A 17,622-nucleotide genomic window follows, 5' to 3' on the forward strand; every position below is an offset into this window, starting at 1 on the left:
GGCGATCGCGTTACTGAATAGCAGGTACCAAGCAAAAAAGGTGGGCGAAAAAAACGATCGTCTCCAGAGACAGCACGAAGAGGCGTTTTTCGGAGCTGAGGGACGACTGAAGTGTGCAAATCAGAATCGCGACGGGGCAAATCAACAAGGCGGCGATGATCGGAAGGACAAACCATTGAAGAAGATCGATGACAGCCCACGGAACGTGAATGACTCGGGTGTCCACGAGAGAGAAGACACAGGAAACAGCAACCGCGGCTACGTGGAAGTACAACCAGAACCGAATCGCTGAATGCCGCGGCCGAGATACGTATGCCTCGGCAGCCGATTGATTAGTGGGCGATTGGGCGGAAGGCGCTTGGTAGGGGTTGGGATTCAATCGATGCGGACCGCCCACACCCGAAAGCTTGGATCGTGAGCCTTCGTTCCTTCCAGAACTCGGCCGTTTGGCGAAAGCGTTACCCGATCCGGAGGAATTCGTTTCCACCGAAATTCATAAGTCTGCTTCTCAGGATCGATCAATCGCCACGTTCCGGCCCCATTGGTTTGTCCATCGGCCAAATTCTCGATATCCACACCGTTGTTCCAACGCCACGTTCCCTTGATGGCAGGGGCTCCGGCCGGTCGCGAACCCATCTCTTTGGTTGACTGCTGATTCGGCGGAACAATCTCGGTCGCTTCGATTCGTTTCATCTGATCGCGGATGGCAACGGCGATGTCCAGTTCTCCCTTCTCCGTATGAGCCTTCTTCTGCTTGTTCAACCGCCGCATCAACGTTTCGCGGAGTGATTTGCGTTCTTGAATGTACGATTGCTCCAGGCGACCACGGGCGTCCACAAAGCGTCGGTCGATTGATCGGATATCGGTCGCATGTTGGTCAAGCTCGCTGGCAATCAGATGCTCCGAGGACTGAACCTCAGGCAGTTTGTCATCGGCGCACGATGCGACATTCGGCTGAAGACAAAAGACAATACTGGCGAGGATGAATAACGTCCGCAGGCTCACTGTTCTTCTCCGATTGGCACCGATGCTTTGATTCTGACCCGACTATTCTGGCAAGTTCGCGACCGCCAATCTAGTAAAATCTGCTCCAAAACACCTGCGAACGCGTCAATGGTCCGTTCTCGTCCTGCCTCGCTCCACTCAATCAAGGACTACGCTGGCAGCAACGCCGCGATCGGTTCGCCGCGGTCGGTGATCGGGACCGGGCGGTCGCCGGCGTAGAGGTTCTTGCGATAGTCGACCTGGGCCGCAGCACAGATCGTGGCGAAGAAATCAGGCACACTGACGGGATCGGACACGATCTTTTTGGACAACTCATCGGTTTCGCCCCAAGCGCCGCGGTGCGCCAGACCGCCACCGGCCAGGATACAACTGAATGCGGTGCCTTGATGGCCGCGACCACCGCCGCTATCGAATTCCGGCGGACGACCAAACTCACTGGTGATCACAATCAGCGTCTTATCCAGCAGCTTCTTTTCTTCCAGGTCCAGGATCAGCGTCGAGACCGCGGTGTCCATCTCCTGAATCAACTTGTGCTGTTGCAAGATCCCGGCGTTGTGCACGTCCCAGCCGGCACCGTTGAGAAAGTTCAAGTTGTGTGACACTTCGATGAAACGCACCCCACGCTCGACCAGCCGCCGGCTGAGCAAACAGCGCTGACCAAACTCGCCGCCGTAGCGTGATCGCAAATCGGCCGGTTCGCGATCGAGTTGGAACACGCGGTTGAAACTCGGACCGCTCAATTCCAGACTCTGGCGAATCGCCGCGTCATAATCGAGCAACCGTTGCTCGGCGGTCGGGTCGCCGTTTCGTTGCAGTGTCGCCAGAAACCGTTCGCGTCGCGATTGCCGCTGCGGCGTGATCCCATCGGGCCGACTCAAACCGGCCGGGCCTCGGCTGGTATCGGTCAGATACAGATAACTGTCACGCGCCCCGAGAAAGCCCGGGCCACGCGTCACGTTGGGGTAGCCGATCAAGACGTACGGCGGAGCACCATCCCCGGCGGCCCCGCGTTCGTGCGCGATGATCGACCCCAGCGACGGATAGGTCACCGTTCCGCTGATCGGTCGACCGGTGTGCATGCGGTTGGTGGCCGCGGCGTGCTCGTCGATCATCTCATGATGCACACTGCGGACGGCCGTGACGCGGTCCATCAACGGAGCCAGCTGCGACAGGTGTTCGCACACGCGCACACCATCGACGGCGGTATCGATCGATTCGTAATACGAACCGGCTTGTTTCTTCGACGGGTCGCCCTTGCGTTTGGGATCAAACGTATCGATCTGGCCCATACCGCCGCCGAGCCAGATCGAGATCACGTGCTCGGTCTTGCCGCGGAGCAGCTGGGCGGCTGCGTCTTGGCTGGACGGATTGGCGAGCCCCAGCGACGACAGGCCTAATCCGCCTGCCGTTGCGGCACCGGCGGCCAGAACGTCGCGTCGTGTGAAAGGTTTCATGTTCATGTCTCGGTTACGGTATCCAAACAAATTCGCGATGGTTGACCAAACTCCAAACCACGTCCTCATAGACTTCACGCCAAGACGTTTCCAGCCTCGGGTCCGGCGGTGGTCCGGCCGCAACGCGGCGTTCCAGTTCCACTTGAATCTCGTTCGCCCGTGGACGCAAATGATTGAACCATGTCACCAGCGGCAACGGCTCGGGCGATTCGGGCGCTGTGATCTGCGAATCGGGGACCAAACGTTTATCAAAGCCCTCGGCCAGTGCAGCGGTGAACGTTTCGCGTTCCTCCGCATTCGGCAAACGACACAGCAGACGCAAGAACAACGTTTCGACCAACGATTCGGCGTTGGTGGCATCGATCGCAAGCTCAGCCAATTCGCTCTGTTGCGAGGCCCGCGTGAGCGTCATGGACAACGTGCCGTTGGCCAGGATGCCCGGCTGCAGCACATTCGGGTCGGTCTCACGATCGACGATCGGCATCTGCCGCGCGCCCGTCCAGCCAAACGCTTCGAGCACATCGACGACCGCCCGCGCTTTGGGCAGTGACAAACTCGGTCGATCGCGTTCGTTTTTCAAGTCGCCGAACATCCACGCGCGGCTGGGGCGTCCCAGCGTTTGACGATTGCTCAGCGGACGTCGCCCGTCATGCACAAACGTCAGCTCTTCGACGTCGATCGCATTGCCAGTGGCATAGTGCAGCGAATCGACGACTTGCTCGGCCGTCAACCGACGCCGCTGCGGTGCGTTGAAGAACCGCAACTCCGACGAAGCCTGAAGATTCGTCCCGATCGCTGCACGCTGATACAGTTTCGATGTCACGATCTGACCAACGATGTGGCGCAGGTCGTAGTGGTTGGCGACCAATTCGTGGGCGAGCCAATCCAGCAGTTGCGGATGACTGGCACCGCGGCCTTCCCAATCGTGAACCGGCTCCACGATCCCGGCTCCGATCAACTGCTTCCAGACGCGGTTGACGATGACGCGGGAGAAACGTGTGTTTTGAGGCGCGGTGACCAGCGTAGCGAGTCGCTCGCGGGTGTCAGTCGGCTGCATCATCAACGCGTCGATCTCGGCACCGTCGACCGCGCCGGTTTGCTCGGCGAACGGCCATTCGGGCGTGACCGATTCGTCCGCCGGAAGCGTCACCTGAATCAGCGATTCGCGATTCTGTTGGTTTTCAAAGAACCCGGATGGCACACGACTGGTCGCGGGAACCTTCACCGACTTGCGAGCCATCATCGCGGCCAGCGAATACAGGTCGTGCTGCGTCGTGCTGTGATAGGGCGAGTCGTGACAGCGGGCGCACTGCAGTTCGATGCCCAAGAAGGCCGACGCGATGATGTGCCCCTTGGCCGCCATCGGCGCATCGTTCTCCGCCGCCACGCCGAATCCGGCGCTCCCGCCTTCGGATGACCCACCACGCAGCAACATCAATTCCGTCAGCATGCGATCGAGCGGCTTGTTGTCCCGCAACGAATCATACAGGTACCAGCGAAACGGGCCCGTGCTATTGAGCGACGCATTGAGCAGCGATGGATTCTCCGCCAACAAATCTTGCCAGAAACTCATCCAGTGATCGGCGAAACGATCGTCCGCCAGCAGTTCGTCGACCAGACGTTGCCGTTTGTCGTCGCGTTGATCGTCAAGAAACGCCCTGGCTTCGTCGGCACTCGGCGGCACGCCGACCGTGTCCAGATAGATCCGTCGCAAAAACGCTTCGTCGCCGACAACCGGAGCCAAGGCAACCTGGTCGGCTGCCAAGGGTGGCGCCGGCCAGACCGCTCCGTCGCGGACCCATTGCTCCAACAATTCAATCTGATCGGTCGACAATCCTTCATCGGTCGGCGGCATCGCTCCGCTGCGGATCTGCGCAATCAACTCGCTGGCATCTAAATCGCCGGGAACGACCGCGGGAGTTTCTGATTCACCGCCTTGCAGCGCCGCGGCGCGCGAGTCCAATTTCAAACCGCCTTTCGTTTTTTCACCGTGACAGCGGAAACATTGTTCGCGCAACAACGGCAGAACCTTGCCGTGAAAATGTTCGGCTTGACGATCATCGTCGTCGGCCGACTGGGCGAGTGCATCGTCAATCTTCTGCTGGACAAACGCGTCGACCGGATGACCACCGGACGCGGGGACCGGCGGCGCTGGATGTTCGGCCGCCCATTGCCGGGCGAGTTGATGACGACGGTGCCAAAATGAATCCTGTGACTCCGCTGCGGCGCGACGCCGCTGGTCGTCCAGTTGTGCCAGCGAATCTTCAATGCGATCGAGTGCCGGTTCGACGGCGCCATCGTTCAACGGCAGACGTCGCGTTCCCGCTCCCAACACGTCGTAGGACTCGCCGTCGTCGGTCAACACCGCCACACAAACTTCGCCGGTCTCGGTACGACGACTGCTGCCGCCGACCAACAATTCCAACACCACACGGACACGACGCGTCGCACGGTCATCCTCGGGCTTGATCGTCGCTTCGGCGATCACTTCCTGTTGCCGATACCCATGCACCCGCACGCCGGGAAGCGGTGGTTCGGCGAGCGGCGTCATCGGTTCTTCGCCGTTGGGCGGCGCCTTGGAGTGGGCCTTGGTTCGCGACACCAACTGGCCGTCGACCCACAAGCGTCCCAGCCCGCGGCCGCGCAACAGAAACTGATTTGTGCCAACCGGCAACTCGACATCGGCGGCCATCCGCAACAACACCGGCGCGTTCCAGCCCGTGCGAATGCCCCAATCATCGAACTGCAGCGGGATTCGTGGAAGCAAAAATTCGTCGCCCAGCCAACGCGCCGATTCGGCCGGCGCCGTTTCGCCGTCATACAGCCAGCGATCATGGGTCGGGTAGCCGCTGCAAAGCTGCATCAACACGCGGCCCTCGGGAACCCCGTTCAACTCGGGCATGACTTCGGGCTGCAACTTGACGACGCGTGGTCCTCCCTCACGGCGAAATTTTGCGGCGATCGTTTTGTCGTCCAGCTCTTTGCGGTGGATGGCCACGCCATCGATCATGCCCTTGAAACGGCTACCGATGCGTACCTCGTCGTCATCGACGACTGGCGGTTCGCTCGTCGCCCCGCCCATGTCCCAGCTGCCGTCGGTCGGCTGGCCGTTGATGAACCCGCGAATCGACTCAGGGTCACCGAAACGGTAGCGGATCGCGATGTGATGCCATCCCGTGTTCAGCGGGAACCCCAGCTTCGATGTCCAGCGATGCCAATGCTTGTCGCCGCCGCTCGGCTTGGTCGCAAACAGAAAATTGACTTTCGCCTCCCCCTTGTCACCGGTCAAACGCAGAGACCAGTTCTGGTTGTCTCGCGCAAAGCCCGCCGATCCGGTTCGCCCCTTGCCGATCACATACCACAAGTCTCCGGGGCGAATTCCGATCGGGTTCACCCAACCCTCCAGCGTGACGGCATCGCCGTTGGTGAAGTCGAACCGGCTGTCCGGCCCGGTGTCGGTGATGACCAAGTGCCCGCCGCCGAATCGCACGGCGGTGTTGTTGCCGGCAAAGTCGGGGAATTCCGGCGGACGCGGCCCAGGCAATTCCAATTGCACATTGCCTTGGACTGTCGGCGAAATGACATCGTCGTCGCTAAAGTCCCAACGTAAGGAATCCTGCAACGCAGATTCCTCTCCTACAGCCGCATCGGACGTTGCATTGTCCTGGGCAATCGACGCGCCGCTGCCGAGGAGCAACGACAGACAGAAAAAGCAAAGGTGACCGAATCTCATGACGCCGCGATCTCCGTAAACGCACGCCCTTCGTTTTGGTCGATCCGTTCGGGGCGTCCCTTATGAACGTAAACCAGTTTGCGATGATCGACGCCCATCAGGTGCAGGATCGTCGAATGCACGTCGTGGACGTGCAATCGATCTTCGACGGCGTGTAAGCCGACTTCGTCGGTCGTCCCGTAGGCCTGTCCCGAACGCACGCCTCCACCCGCCATCCACATCGTGAATCCGGTCGGATTGTGATCGCGACCGTCGCCTTTCTCACTCATCGGCGTTCTGCCGAATTCGCCGCCCCAGACCACCAGCGTCTGCTCCAACAATCCCCGTCGTTTCAGATCCTTCAACAAACCGGCGACCGGCAGGTCCATGCCGCGACACATTTTACTGTGGTTGGCTTCGATGTTGTCGTGTGCGTCCCACTTGCTGCCCGCGCCGTGGTAACACTGCACGAACCGCACGCCACGTTCGACCAGCCGACGGGCCATCAACAGATTGCGACCGTACGGCGCGGTCGCTTCGTCGTCGAGGCCATACAAGCGATGCGTGTCGGCGGATTCCTGTGACAGATCGACGGCTTCGGGTGCGTGCGATTGCATTTGGAACGCAAGCTCGAAGCTGCGAATCCGTGCTTCCAAATCCGTGTTGTCCTGTCGCGTTTCGGCGTGGCGTTGGTTCAGCTGCGACAGAAAATCGAGTTCCTGGCGTTGCTGACCGGACGCCACGTGTTTAGGCGGATGGATGTTTGCAAATGGCGGCCCTTCCTTCTGCATCGTCGTGCCTTGATAGACCGCCGGCATGAATCCCGCGCCCCAGTTGCGCGCCCCGTTGATCACACGGCCCTTGCCTTCCTGCATCACGACGAAGGCGGGAAGGTTTTCGTTTTCCGATCCCAGCCCGTACGTCACCCAGCTGCCCAAGGACGGCCGGCCGGCGAACTGGCTGCCCGTGTTCATTTGACAAATGCCGCCGGAGTGATTGATCCCGTTGGTCCAGCAAGAACGGATCACGGCCAACTCGTCGGCCATTTCAGCGGTGTGTGGCAGCCAGTCGGAAATCCACAATCCGCCTTCGCCGTGCTGTTTCCATTTCCGCGCCGACGGCAGGATCGGCGAGTCGTATTCGCCCATCGCGGTGATCACCCGGCCAAAGCTTTCGGGAATCGGCTTGCCGGCCAGCTTTTCCAATGCCGGCTTGGGATCAAACGTGTCCAGATGACTCGGACCACCGTCCATGAACAGAAAGATCACACTTTTGGCTTTCGCCGAATGGTGTGTCATCTTCGCGGCCAAAGGCGACGGAGCCGACGCGGTGGCGGCCATCGCGCTGTCTTGGTTCAGCATCCCCGCCAATGCCATCGCCCCAAATCCGCTGCCGCTTTGCAGCAACATCTGACGGCGCGACAGGCTTTGGCGATTCATTTTGTCAATCGACATAGATCATCTCGTTGGAACATAAGAGCGCGTGCAGCAGCGCCACCCGGGCGCGCTGGCGGGGTGATGCCGTCGTGGCTTCACCCGATTTGATCACCGCATGCAGATCGTTGCCAGACAGATCATGGCCCAACCGATCCGCCTTGGCGAACTGAATGTCAAAAACCAAATGGTCGTTGGAACGATCCTTGGTCAATTGCTGCACGGCGTCGTCACCGCTGAACGCGGTTTGATGCAGGCGGACAGTCTGGATCAATCCATCCCAGCGATGGCGATTCGAACGGCCGCCGATTTCGATCGGCCGATCGGCTTGCACGTTCCAGCGGGCACGATGGGCCACGCTGGCAACCTGCGGCTTCGCATCGGGCGTTGACAAATCTTGCAAGTAGAACGTGATGCCGTTCTTCGATGCATCGTCCAAATCGATCGACACCGCGATGTAATACGGACGGTTCAGTTCCAGCCGCAGATCGGAAGCGACGACTTCGTATTCCGGTTTGCCTTGCGGATCCTCGCGTGAACCCACCAGTTGCAGAATCAGATTGCGAGGTTTGAAGGCACTCTTGGTCGACGTCACACCGAGCGACCATCCCCGCTTGGATTGGTCGCCCGACCAGTTGGCGACGATCGTTCGAACCGACGCATCGGGATACAGCGAATGCAACATCACCGTCGCTTCGATCGTAAAGTCACCGTTGTCCGGCGATGTTTGCAGCGACTTGACCGCCGGGATTTGGATCTCCGTCGGCGGCTCCGATTTCAATGCGATCGCCTGCCGCCCGTCGGGGAACGCCGTCAATTGCTTCGGCGCGGCGGGCTCTGGCGAGATCGATTCATAGGAGTCGACAAACCGCTCGGCTTGTTGAAGTTCGCCTTCGCCGGGTTCGCGGAAATAGATCCGTTGGTAGACGCTTTGGACCAGTGAATCAAGACTCGCCGATGCCAGCTCACTGGCCATGTCTTTCGCCTGGTCGTGCAGCCACGGATCATTCATCATCAACAAGGCTTGGGGCGACGTGGTCGTGCGATGCCGTTTGCATTGGCTCTCCACACGATCGGGAAAATCGAACACCGCCAACAACGGATCCAACTTGTTGCGTTTGACCGGTTTGTAGATCGCACGTTTTTCTTTCGCCAATTTCCCGCTGGCCACCAGCACGGCATCATGAAGCTCTTCACCGGACAACCGTCGAGGATTCATCCGCCACAGAAGCACGTTCTGCGGATCGAGCTTCGCCAGTTGCTCGTCCATCGGCCGTTCGGACGATTGACGATAGGTGGCCGACGTCAAAATCAAACGATGCAGTTTCTTCAGGCTCCAGCCGTCTTGCATGAAGCGTCGGGCCAACCAATCGAGCAGCTCCGGGTGGGACGGCGGCGTTCCCAGACGTCCGAAGTCGCTGGTCGTTTCCACCAGGCCGCGTCCGAAATGCTGTTGCCAAACGCGGTTGACGATCACCCGCGCGGTCAGCGGATTGTTTGGGTCGGTGATCCAGCGGGCCAGCGCCGTCCGCCGCCCGGTCGATTGCAATGCCGGCGGCGGCGGCTGAATCTCGGCCGGCTTGTCATCCAGGATCACCGGATAGCCCGGCGGAATCGGCGATGAATCGGCAGCGTCGGGGATCGTGGTCGGCGGCGCGACCGGCCCCACATCGCTGGCGACAAATTTCAGCGTGGGCAACGGTTCCGGTTTCAAATGATCGAACTCCGCCAGCTGCTTACGCAACCGCTGGCGTTCGGCTTCGGTTTCTTCGTCCAACCATTCCGTCAACTTGTCCGGATGCACGTCAAATTGATTCGACGCCAGCGACGCGATCTGATGCTCGTACGGGCTGCGGTCACGACGACGATTGGAAATCATCGCCCGGATCTCTTTGGTGAACTTGTCAAATCCTTCCCGGGTGGCATGGGCCAGCAACACCGGCGTTTCGATTTCGTGCAACCGCTTGCGGATCTCCTCCGTCGCCGCTTCCCAAGTTTGCTGTTGTTGTAAATGCCGGGTGCGAGTTTCCACGTCCGCGATCGGCTGATCTTCACGCGGCTGCAACGGCGTGAAGAACGCCTTCATCGCGAAGTAATCTTTCTGCAACAGCGGATCGAACTTGTGGTCGTGACAACGGGCACACTTCAATCCCTGGGCCAGGAAAACATCGGCCGTCGTCTCGGTGACGTCGCTGAGAATCTGTTGCCATTGGCCTTCCACGTCGCGCTGGTTCCATTCGTAGATCCAATTACGCAGATACATCGTGCCGATCAACGCATCTCGGTTGCCGGGATCGACTTCATCGCCGGCGAGTTGTTCGAGCACAAAGCGATCATACGGCTTGTCTTCGTTGAACGAGCGAATCACGTAGTCGCGGTAGCGGTACGCTTCGGGCCGCCCGTGATCGGCGTTGTAGCCGTCCGAGTCGGCGTAGCGAACCAGGTCCAACCAATACCGCGCCTGGTTCTCGCCGTAGGTGGGCTCGTCAAGCAGTTGATCGACGAGTGCTTCGTACCAACCCTCGCCGGTTGCGAGCGTGCCGGCAGATTGACCATCGGGCGGCAATCCCGTCACGGCAAAGTGAACGCGTCGGGCGAGTTTTCCGGATTCGGATTCCGCCGCCGGTTCGATGCCTTCGCGTCGGTGCCGCTGGAACACAAAGCGGTCGATCTCATTGCGACACCAACCGTTGTCCTCCACTTCCGGCACGTCGGGATTGGCGATCGGTTGATAGCACCACCAGTCGCGATCCTGGTCGGTGATCTTCGGCGTCGGCTTCAACACCAATCCTTGCGGCCAAGGCGAATCGGCTCGGACCCATTGTTCGATTCCGGCGGTGACCGATTCTTCCAACCGGCCACTGGGCGGCATCTCGAACGATTCATAACGAATTGCTTCGATCAGCAAGCTCTCCTCCGGCTTGCCCGCGACGATCGCGGGGCCGGAATCGCCGCCCTGCAACAGGCTCTCGAACGTGTCGAGCCGCAAGCCGCCTTCCTGTTTGGTCTCGCCGTGACACTTGATGCAGTGCTGCACCAGCATCGGACGAACATGAATCTCGAACAGATCACGTCCCGGTGGCGTGCTTTCGGCGGCCGGAAGTGACGCGGCTAGCAGCGGTAGCAGAAGCAGTGCGGCAAGCGAGCAGATGCGGCGTGAACGCCGGCGGGAATCGCAAGCTGGAAGCGTACGCCACTTGGAATCATTTCCCATGTTCAATTCAGCTCCGGTAAGCCGGCGATGAAGACCGGGTCAACCATGTGTTTGTCATCAAGCGCATCTTGAAAAAAAAGTCCCTCGACGCGTTCGTTCGGTGCGTATCCCAGATCGGACAAATCGATTCCCACGGCCAGGCCGCGAAACCGCATCGCCTGCCGCTGCTGGACCGCTCGAAGCGTTTGCAACTCGGCGACCGAGTCTGCCGGTTGGGCGAACAGGTGGACGTAAAAGTTCGCCAGTACTTGGGCCTCGGGCGATTCCATCGTCAAATCGTATCGGCGGATCGTGTGGGACTTTAGCCCGTCGCGAAACACCAGCGGACTGACATGAAACGCGTCTCCGTCGATCGGGTTGCCAAACGATTGCAAATCAAAGAATACCACGTCGGCTCCCGGCCCGTTGAAAACCGGTGAATCGAAACGGACGGCAAAGCCCGGCGTCCCGGCATCGCCCGTCAGGATCGGCGAGATCGTCAACGGTTGCTCGCTGCCGTCGGGATTGATCACACCGGTGACCAGACTGTGATCAAAGACGACATCGGTCGCCGGAACGGGCAGTTGCTGACCGCCGCACAAGAACGCCCGTGGCTCGGTCGATTTGAACCACGTCAAACGCGTCGCGATCAAATCACCCGCGTCAATTTTCATCACCCGCCCGCCACGCTGCACCGTCACGCTGGTCAGCTTCTCCGCACCACCGCCGACCGCCTGGGTCGCCTCGTAAGACACCACGCGGTCGGGCAAACTGTGGCGATAGACGTTGGAATCGAAGGGCACCGGTTGGGCTCCAAGCCGGCCCGCCGCCGCAAACGCTTTCGCTTGCCCGCGAACCAATCGCGTTTGCACGGATTGCTCGGCGACCAATTCCCCGACTCGTTCAGCTGCTCGTTCGGCCGCGACCGGGCCGGAGCGTTCATACACATCCGCCGCCCCTTCGGTAACATGCACTTCCGTCTCGCTGGTCTCCGACACCGTGACGGCGAACCGTGTTCCGCGATCCACCACCCGAGTCGCCGGCGTGTCGATCCGAAAACCTTCGGCGCCGTCGGGCGCATGAACGCTACAACGCCCGACGTCCAAGGCCAAGCTCTCGTGGCTGGTGACACGAAACACTGCGGGGCCTTCCAGAATCGCGGACGCCCCGGCAGGAAACGCGACCTCCACCATGCCACTCATCAACACATACTCACGCTGCGGCGCGAGCACCGTCCCGACGGGCGGTGACAGTTCGCCGAAGAACGTCGCGTGCGCGCTGCTGGCCAGCCGCACGTCGATCCGTGCCGCCGCCGTTTCGCCTTCACGCTGTCGCTTCGGCAACATCAGCGACGACAACGCCGCGAGCAATAAGACCGCCGCGGCGACCCACATCCCGGTCGAGATCCGCCGCCGGCCGCGAAGGGTGCGTCCGGTCCGCGCCGTTTCTTGATAGGTTGTTTCCTGCTGAGCTGCGTCCTGCCGAGCCGTTTTGGTCTGCGCGACATTGGACATCACGCGGCCGACAAACTCGTCGTGACTCTTCGGCAACTTGGCCATCGTTTCGCGGACGAATTCGTCCTGCCGCGTCGGCTCTTCCTCCACAATCAATCCCAACAGCCGATGGGTTTGAAACAGATCAGCGGCCTGCGTCACACGGCGTTCATCGGCCTCCAGCAACTCTCGAAGCTCAGCCAGTCCGTGTTCGTCCAGCTCCCCTTCCAGGTAGTCGGTCCACAGTTCGGTGAATCGTTCGTCGGTCATGGTGCGGCACCTCCGCTGGCAGTCGCCATGCGCGTTTCAATGCATTGCTGCAGCTTCTGCCGGACCTTCCAGAGTTGTTTCTTGACGGCGGGGACCGAACGATCACAGCGGGCGGCCATCTCTTCCAACGGAATCTCTTCTTCGTAGCGCCACGAGACAAACCGGCGCAGCGACTCGCCGAGCGAATCCAAACACATTTGCAAACTCTCCAGTCGCGTCGTCCACATCTCCGGCGTCTCGTCGCAGCGCCGATCCAGCTCGCGTTGCAACAGATCGGGACCGTAACGGGCGTGATAGTCGGCGATCCGCCGCAGCCGAGTCGTCTCGGTGCGGAGCTGGAACCGCGCGATCGTGAACAGCCAGGCGGCGAAATCCGTCCCCGGTTGATACTCCTTCAACCGCGTGAACGCCGCCACAAAACTGCGCTGCGCCAAATCATCGACATCCACCCCCGGCGGTGCGTGGGCGGCCAGCCAAGCCCGCAGCGGCCGTTCGAACCGGCGCACCACGGCCTCAAATGCCGCCGTTTCACCGCGACAAACAAGCCGTAATGCAGATTCGGTCTGCAAATCGTCGAAGGGGGGATCAATTGCCATTTCATGGGTCTATGGCAGCAGAACGGGGCAGGTTACCCCGATTCGGAAACTTTTCGGCCACGCACCCAACAAAGATGCCCGCCAGAAGACACAGTTTAACTACGGGCCAGCACGGACTGTCTCCTGCCGCGCCAAACGCCGCCCCGGCCGAGTCAGGGAAGGCAGAATCATGAAATGGCAGAATGATGGGCTAGTCGAATCATTCTGACACGACGTTCTGACCAGTCTGTTCATCATTCTGCCCCGTCTCATTCTGCCATTCTTCTCACCATCGTCTTGCCCCCATCGTTTTGCCCACCGGCCAGAATCCCCCGGCCAATATCCCCCGTCCAACAAGCCCCGGCGGCTCACTGCCGTTGCCTCCAGCGTCATCGTCCACACTACGGATGATTAAACGTCTGAAGAACCCATGACCGCGAGGCCGGGGCGGCATGGCAATCACGGACGCCCTGATCCTGTTAAGCACTCCGTCTGCACCACTAGGAAGGATGGTTGCGCACTCGCCGGAGAGCGATTCGTCAGGGGAAAGGGAGGGGACGTCGGGCTTGCCAGCCTGCTGCATCCCACCGCCGTTCTGCGTCGCCATCGGCCCACCCACCACCCCTCTTCCGGACCGCTTGGCAAGCCCGCTGCAGACAGCCTTCCGCCAAGGAGGGGGCTGGCCAACCCTAACGGGTTGCAATTCTGACGAAAAACTGGATAATTGGGTGACAACTTATCGCCGACCCGCGGATAAGGCCGCCAAAAACTTATCCACCCGAGGATAAGGCGGCAGATAAGCCCCCCACCGCGGGCGACCAGGTAATAAACAAGTTCTGCTCATCAACGATGACTGTCATCGAGCATCTTCGCCGCATCCTCGCTGAGTCGATTGAACCTCAATTGGCCAGTGCCGACATCTATCTAACCGGCGATCGATCGGGGAATACGATTGCTCGATATTCCGGACGAAGAAACAACTTTGATTGCGAGGTTACCGTTGTCCGCGACAAATGGTGGAGTAAGAATCGGGGGCGGTTTACGATCTTTTTTGTCGTTAGCCGAACAGTCAACTACTCGACGCAAGGGGAAATGAATGACGACGATTCGGTCGAGGCAAACCTGGGATGCCTGATAGGGGACGGTACTCAAGATTGGAAAATTTGGGCCACAGATGATGCCGAACCTTTCGTTGAAACGCTTTCTGCTGGAATGAGAGACTATGGGATTCCCTGGTTAGAACGCGTGAGCACAGACAGAGGTTTTGACAAATACCAGGCTGATGAACGATACTGACCTAACACCTCCGCTCGGTGAAGGCGGAGCAGAACCAGTAAGGATTTGACTTCGCGAGCTTGCGAGCCGAAGTTCAAGTCCTCTGTTCAAGAAGCCCGATAACGCTCGCTCGGCCGCCTAAATCTCTCTTGGATTTTGCTTCGATGGCCCGGGCTCGTTCAAGACGTATCTGCCAGGTGCGATGCTCTTCGGCGGTTGCCATGCTGGTCTCGATACGGTGAGCCGGCGGCAGCGGATGTGCGTTTTGCCTGCCAAGGTGCGCTTCGGCACCACGTCTGCGCGAATTTGAACGCGATCAGCGCAGAGCGTCTCTGTTCGCCTCCCCGATGACGTTTGATTTTGTGTCTCCGATTTCCGTTGAACGTTCAATTGGCTCTCCTTTGAAACGCCGCCGGTGGAGGTCCACGAGGAAGTGGCATCGGGTCGAAGCTGACCGTCACCACACGCAGGTCACCACCACAGTGGGCACAGCGAGGCTCGCTGACGAGACGTTCCGGTTGTGGAGCATGCCCGCTGGCCAACCAGTACACCCAGCCCAGATGCATCCACACAAGGAGTTGCAGTTCATCCAGGCGGATCGCCGAATTGCTGCTCATCCAGCCATAGTGCCGCACTTTCTGGAATCCGCTGGGGAGAATGTGCTGCGCGAATCCCTCGACGAACTTGACACCTTTAACGTTCCGCTCGATCGTCCGCTTGGCCTTTGTGGGCGTGACGGTGTACGAGACCGAACTGTCGGTGACCGAGACGATCCGTTTGTCGCTGATCGCGACTCGATGGATGTAGGGCGCGAGGTAACGCAATGAGCCCCACGCATTTCCGACCGCTTCGATGTCCACCACGAAGTTCTTCTTCCACGCTTCGCGCGGCACCGAATCGTAAAGTCCACAGCGGCGAAGCTCGTCAGCCAACTTCGCTTTGTAGACCCGAACCAGGGTGCCGTGGCGAAACAGGAAGCCTTGCGGTGTGCTCTGCCAGCCGATCGCCGCGCCCTCCTCATCGACCTTCACTCCACCGCCGGGGATGATGTAGTGAATGTGCGGATGATAGACGAGCGGATCTCGCCCCCAAGTGTGCAGAACGCCGAAGTAACCGAGCTTGCATCCTTTCAGTGCTTTGGTTGCGGCACCGACGTCCCGAATGCTCTGTGCCGAAGCATCAAAGAGCGAACGATAGCCTTCACGTTGGTTCGCGCGCAGCACCAAGCCGACTTCACGGGGAACCGTGAAGGTGACGAAGAAGTGATGAACCGGTAGCAACCGCTTCTGATGCTTCTCGATCCAACGTTGCGACTTCTCGTGACCACAGGTGGCGCAGTGACGATTTCCGCAGCTCCGTCCCGTCCAATGCGTTTGGCCGCAGCCGTCGCATCGATACAGGACTCCGCCAAGGGCACCGGTTCGGCAAAACGGCAACAACGAGATCACGCGTGCAACCTGATACAGTGACTCGGGGAGCGGGTCGGGAAGCTTGGCGAGGTATGCCGGTCCATGCTTGGCGATGGCTTCGGCCAGCGTGGACACGTTTCGGCGACCGGTTTACTTCAGTCGTGCGGGACAGCCGAGCGCATCGGGATCATCGTCGTCCCCCGGCAACTTTCCGAACAGTCCGTCGATCGCTCCCCGCGCATTGGCCTCCGCATCTTCGGTCAGATGTAGATAAACGAGGGTCGTCTGCAGCGAGGAGTGCCCCATGTATTTCTGGATGACCTTCAGCCCAACTCCGGCTTCGAGCAGATGCGTTGCGTAAGAATGTCGCAACGTGTGGATCGTGATTTTCTTGCCGAAGTTGAGCTTCTTGGCGATCTGCTTCATCGCACCTTGGACGGTGGTTTCCGACATCGGACGCTCGGCCTTGCTCTTGCCATGGATGTCGAAGCAGTACCCGGGCGAAACGGCGGGGAAGATCCACGTGTCGTGATGATGGGTCAGCCAATAGGCACGCAGCAACTTCAGAGTTGATTCTGGCAGCGGGACGTAACGATCCTTTGCCCCTTTGCCGCGGTGGATGTGGGCAAAGCCGCGTTGGCTTTGCAGATCCGTCGTCTGCAGATGAAGCGCTTCGTTCAGCCTTAAGCCCATCGAATAAGCGGTCCAGAAATACGCGTAAATCCGCAAGGTGTTCGCCTGACCGATCAACTCGTGGGTTTGGCTGATGGTCAGGACTTCCGGCAGTGCGGTGATGTTTTGCAGTTTGAGCATGGAAAAGATGTCCCAGTCTCGCTTGCAGGTGCGGGTAAAAAAGAACTTCACTCCCGAGAGGGCGACACGCAGTGAACCGTAGGCGAAACCTCGGTCGTTCTTGAGGTGCAAGAAGAATTGGCGAACATGGTTCTCAGTGACTTGGTCGGGGGAGCACTTGGCGAAATCGGAGAGTTGCCGGATGGCACGGATGTATCCGTCGTGTGTCCGCTTGGCCATCCCGGAGAGTTGCAGGTCTTCGCTGAGTTTTTGACGAAGATCCTCGGGAAAGTAGGCCCCCAGAGCAGCAGACTTTTGCGAATTGCGGCGACGATTGTTAGACTTGGACATCGAAAGTTCCTTGTGGAAGGAGTGTGTGAAGCGGTTCACCGTGAACCGCTCCTTCCATCAAGGTCTCATACCCACCAAAATCCCGCCGCGAAGCGGCTTACTTGAACAATCGGATGCACGACGAGTCGCCGAGTAGTGGTTTTTGAAGTGGAGGATCGCTCGCGGCGACCGCGTGATCCGTAGCGTTCCTCGTCAGTAGCGAGACCCCGTCCGTCGAATTGTGTTGACGGATTTACTGGCCAGATTGTTTGAGCGTTTCACTCTTTCGGTGAGCGCATGCAGCGTTGAGCTGCCGACGTCGGACTTGTCCGTTCGCTTGATGGATGCCGCCTGACAATCGGGCACTCTTTTTGTCGCGACGCCCCACGAAGAGAATTGGCACGTTGGTACCCGCCGCAACGGACCAGGCGTGTGATCCACCGCAAGGTCGTTTCGACGTCTCGGTGCCGGACGCATTGCGATGTTCGGTCCCGTGCCCATCGAGCCTCCGCGTTCGATTACTTCAACGACGCCCAAAAAGTTGCCTCAACTGATCGATCACGCTATTCTGTGACCGCCGGGCAACGTTTAACGCGAGTGCCCGAGCAAAGACGAAGACAGTCAGATCCGAGGAACAAAGCCGTGCACCTGAGCACTCGATCGAATCTGTTTTGAGTTCAA

10 protein-coding genes are annotated in these 17,622 nt (G+C 59.6%); 1 reads left to right on the top strand and 9 read right to left on the bottom strand.

What is annotated here, in order from left to right; genetic code table 11:
- Positions 1-375: 375 nt before the first annotated feature.
- From TBK1r_RS37325 to TBK1r_RS37355, 7 genes are all read right to left on the bottom strand, one after another.
- Positions 376-1,005: a hypothetical protein gene (locus TBK1r_RS37325; protein WP_145221480.1), complete on the bottom strand. Its 630-nt coding sequence runs from the start codon at positions 1,003-1,005 to the stop codon at positions 376-378.
- Positions 1,006-1,154: 149 nt separating this feature from the next.
- Positions 1,155-2,465: a DUF1501 domain-containing protein gene (locus tag TBK1r_RS37330; protein WP_419580770.1), complete on the bottom strand. Its 1,311-nt coding sequence runs from the start codon at positions 2,463-2,465 to the stop codon at positions 1,155-1,157.
- 7 nt (positions 2,466-2,472) lie between these two features.
- The gene (locus TBK1r_RS37335) at positions 2,473-6,081 is read right to left on the bottom strand and encodes a DUF1553 domain-containing protein (RefSeq protein ID WP_419580771.1); all 3,609 of its coding nucleotides are present in this window, start codon (positions 6,079-6,081) and stop codon (positions 2,473-2,475) included.
- Between the two features lie 107 nt (positions 6,082-6,188).
- Entirely contained in the window at positions 6,189-7,625 is a 1,437-nt protein-coding gene (locus TBK1r_RS37340; protein WP_419580772.1) for a DUF1501 domain-containing protein, read from the bottom strand.
- Positions 7,615-10,818, bottom strand: coding sequence for a DUF1553 domain-containing protein (locus TBK1r_RS37345; protein ID WP_145221486.1), 3,204 nt, complete (start codon positions 10,816-10,818; stop codon positions 7,615-7,617). Before TBK1r_RS37345 ends, TBK1r_RS37340 begins: the two co-directional genes overlap by 11 nt.
- Positions 10,819-10,820: 2 nt before the next feature.
- Complete coding sequence (locus TBK1r_RS37350) at positions 10,821-12,560, bottom strand: FecR domain-containing protein (protein WP_145221489.1); 1,740 nt, start codon at positions 12,558-12,560, stop codon at positions 10,821-10,823.
- Entirely contained in the window at positions 12,557-13,156 is a 600-nt protein-coding gene (locus tag TBK1r_RS37355; protein ID WP_145221492.1) for a sigma-70 family RNA polymerase sigma factor, read from the bottom strand. The genes TBK1r_RS37350 and TBK1r_RS37355 overlap by 4 nt, the downstream gene beginning before the upstream one ends.
- A gap of 828 nt (positions 13,157-13,984) precedes the next feature.
- On the opposite strand from TBK1r_RS37355, the gene TBK1r_RS37360 reads away from it, so the two are divergent.
- Entirely contained in the window at positions 13,985-14,431 is a 447-nt protein-coding gene (locus TBK1r_RS37360) for a hypothetical protein (RefSeq protein WP_145221495.1), read from the top strand.
- A 365-nt stretch (positions 14,432-14,796) separates the two neighbouring features.
- Here the strand turns inward: TBK1r_RS37360 and TBK1r_RS37365 are convergent, their stop codons facing one another.
- Entirely contained in the window at positions 14,797-15,954 is a 1,158-nt protein-coding gene (locus tag TBK1r_RS37365; protein WP_145207619.1) for an IS91 family transposase, read from the bottom strand.
- A gap of 15 nt (positions 15,955-15,969) precedes the next feature.
- Positions 15,970-16,962: a site-specific integrase gene (locus tag TBK1r_RS37370; RefSeq protein WP_145221498.1), complete on the bottom strand. Its 993-nt coding sequence runs from the start codon at positions 16,960-16,962 to the stop codon at positions 15,970-15,972.
- Between the last annotated feature and the right edge of the window lie 660 nt (positions 16,963-17,622).

Source organism: Stieleria magnilauensis (genome assembly GCA_007753675.1).
Classification (GTDB): Bacteria; Planctomycetota; Planctomycetia; order Pirellulales; family Pirellulaceae; genus Stieleria; species Stieleria magnilauensis.

Bases quoted from the DNA above. Each gene is read 5' to 3' on its own strand.
- TBK1r_RS37330 (WP_419580770.1), bottom strand. From the start codon at position 2,465: ATGAACATGAAACCTTTCACACGACGCGACGTTCTGGCCGCCGGTGCC.
- TBK1r_RS37340 (WP_419580772.1), bottom strand. From the start codon at position 7,625: ATGTCGATTGACAAAATGAATCGCCAAAGCCTGTCGCGCCGTCAGATG.
- TBK1r_RS37345 (WP_145221486.1), bottom strand. From the start codon at position 10,818: ATGGGAAATGATTCCAAGTGGCGTACGCTTCCAGCTTGCGATTCCCGC.
- TBK1r_RS37350 (WP_145221489.1), bottom strand. From the start codon at position 12,560: ATGACCGACGAACGATTCACCGAACTGTGGACCGACTACCTGGAAGGG.
- TBK1r_RS37355 (WP_145221492.1), bottom strand. From the start codon at position 13,156: ATGGCAATTGATCCCCCCTTCGACGATTTGCAGACCGAATCTGCATTA.
- TBK1r_RS37360 (WP_145221495.1), top strand. From the start codon at position 13,985: ATGACTGTCATCGAGCATCTTCGCCGCATCCTCGCTGAGTCGATTGAA.
- TBK1r_RS37370 (WP_145221498.1), bottom strand. From the start codon at position 16,962: ATGTCCAAGTCTAACAATCGTCGCCGCAATTCGCAAAAGTCTGCTGCT.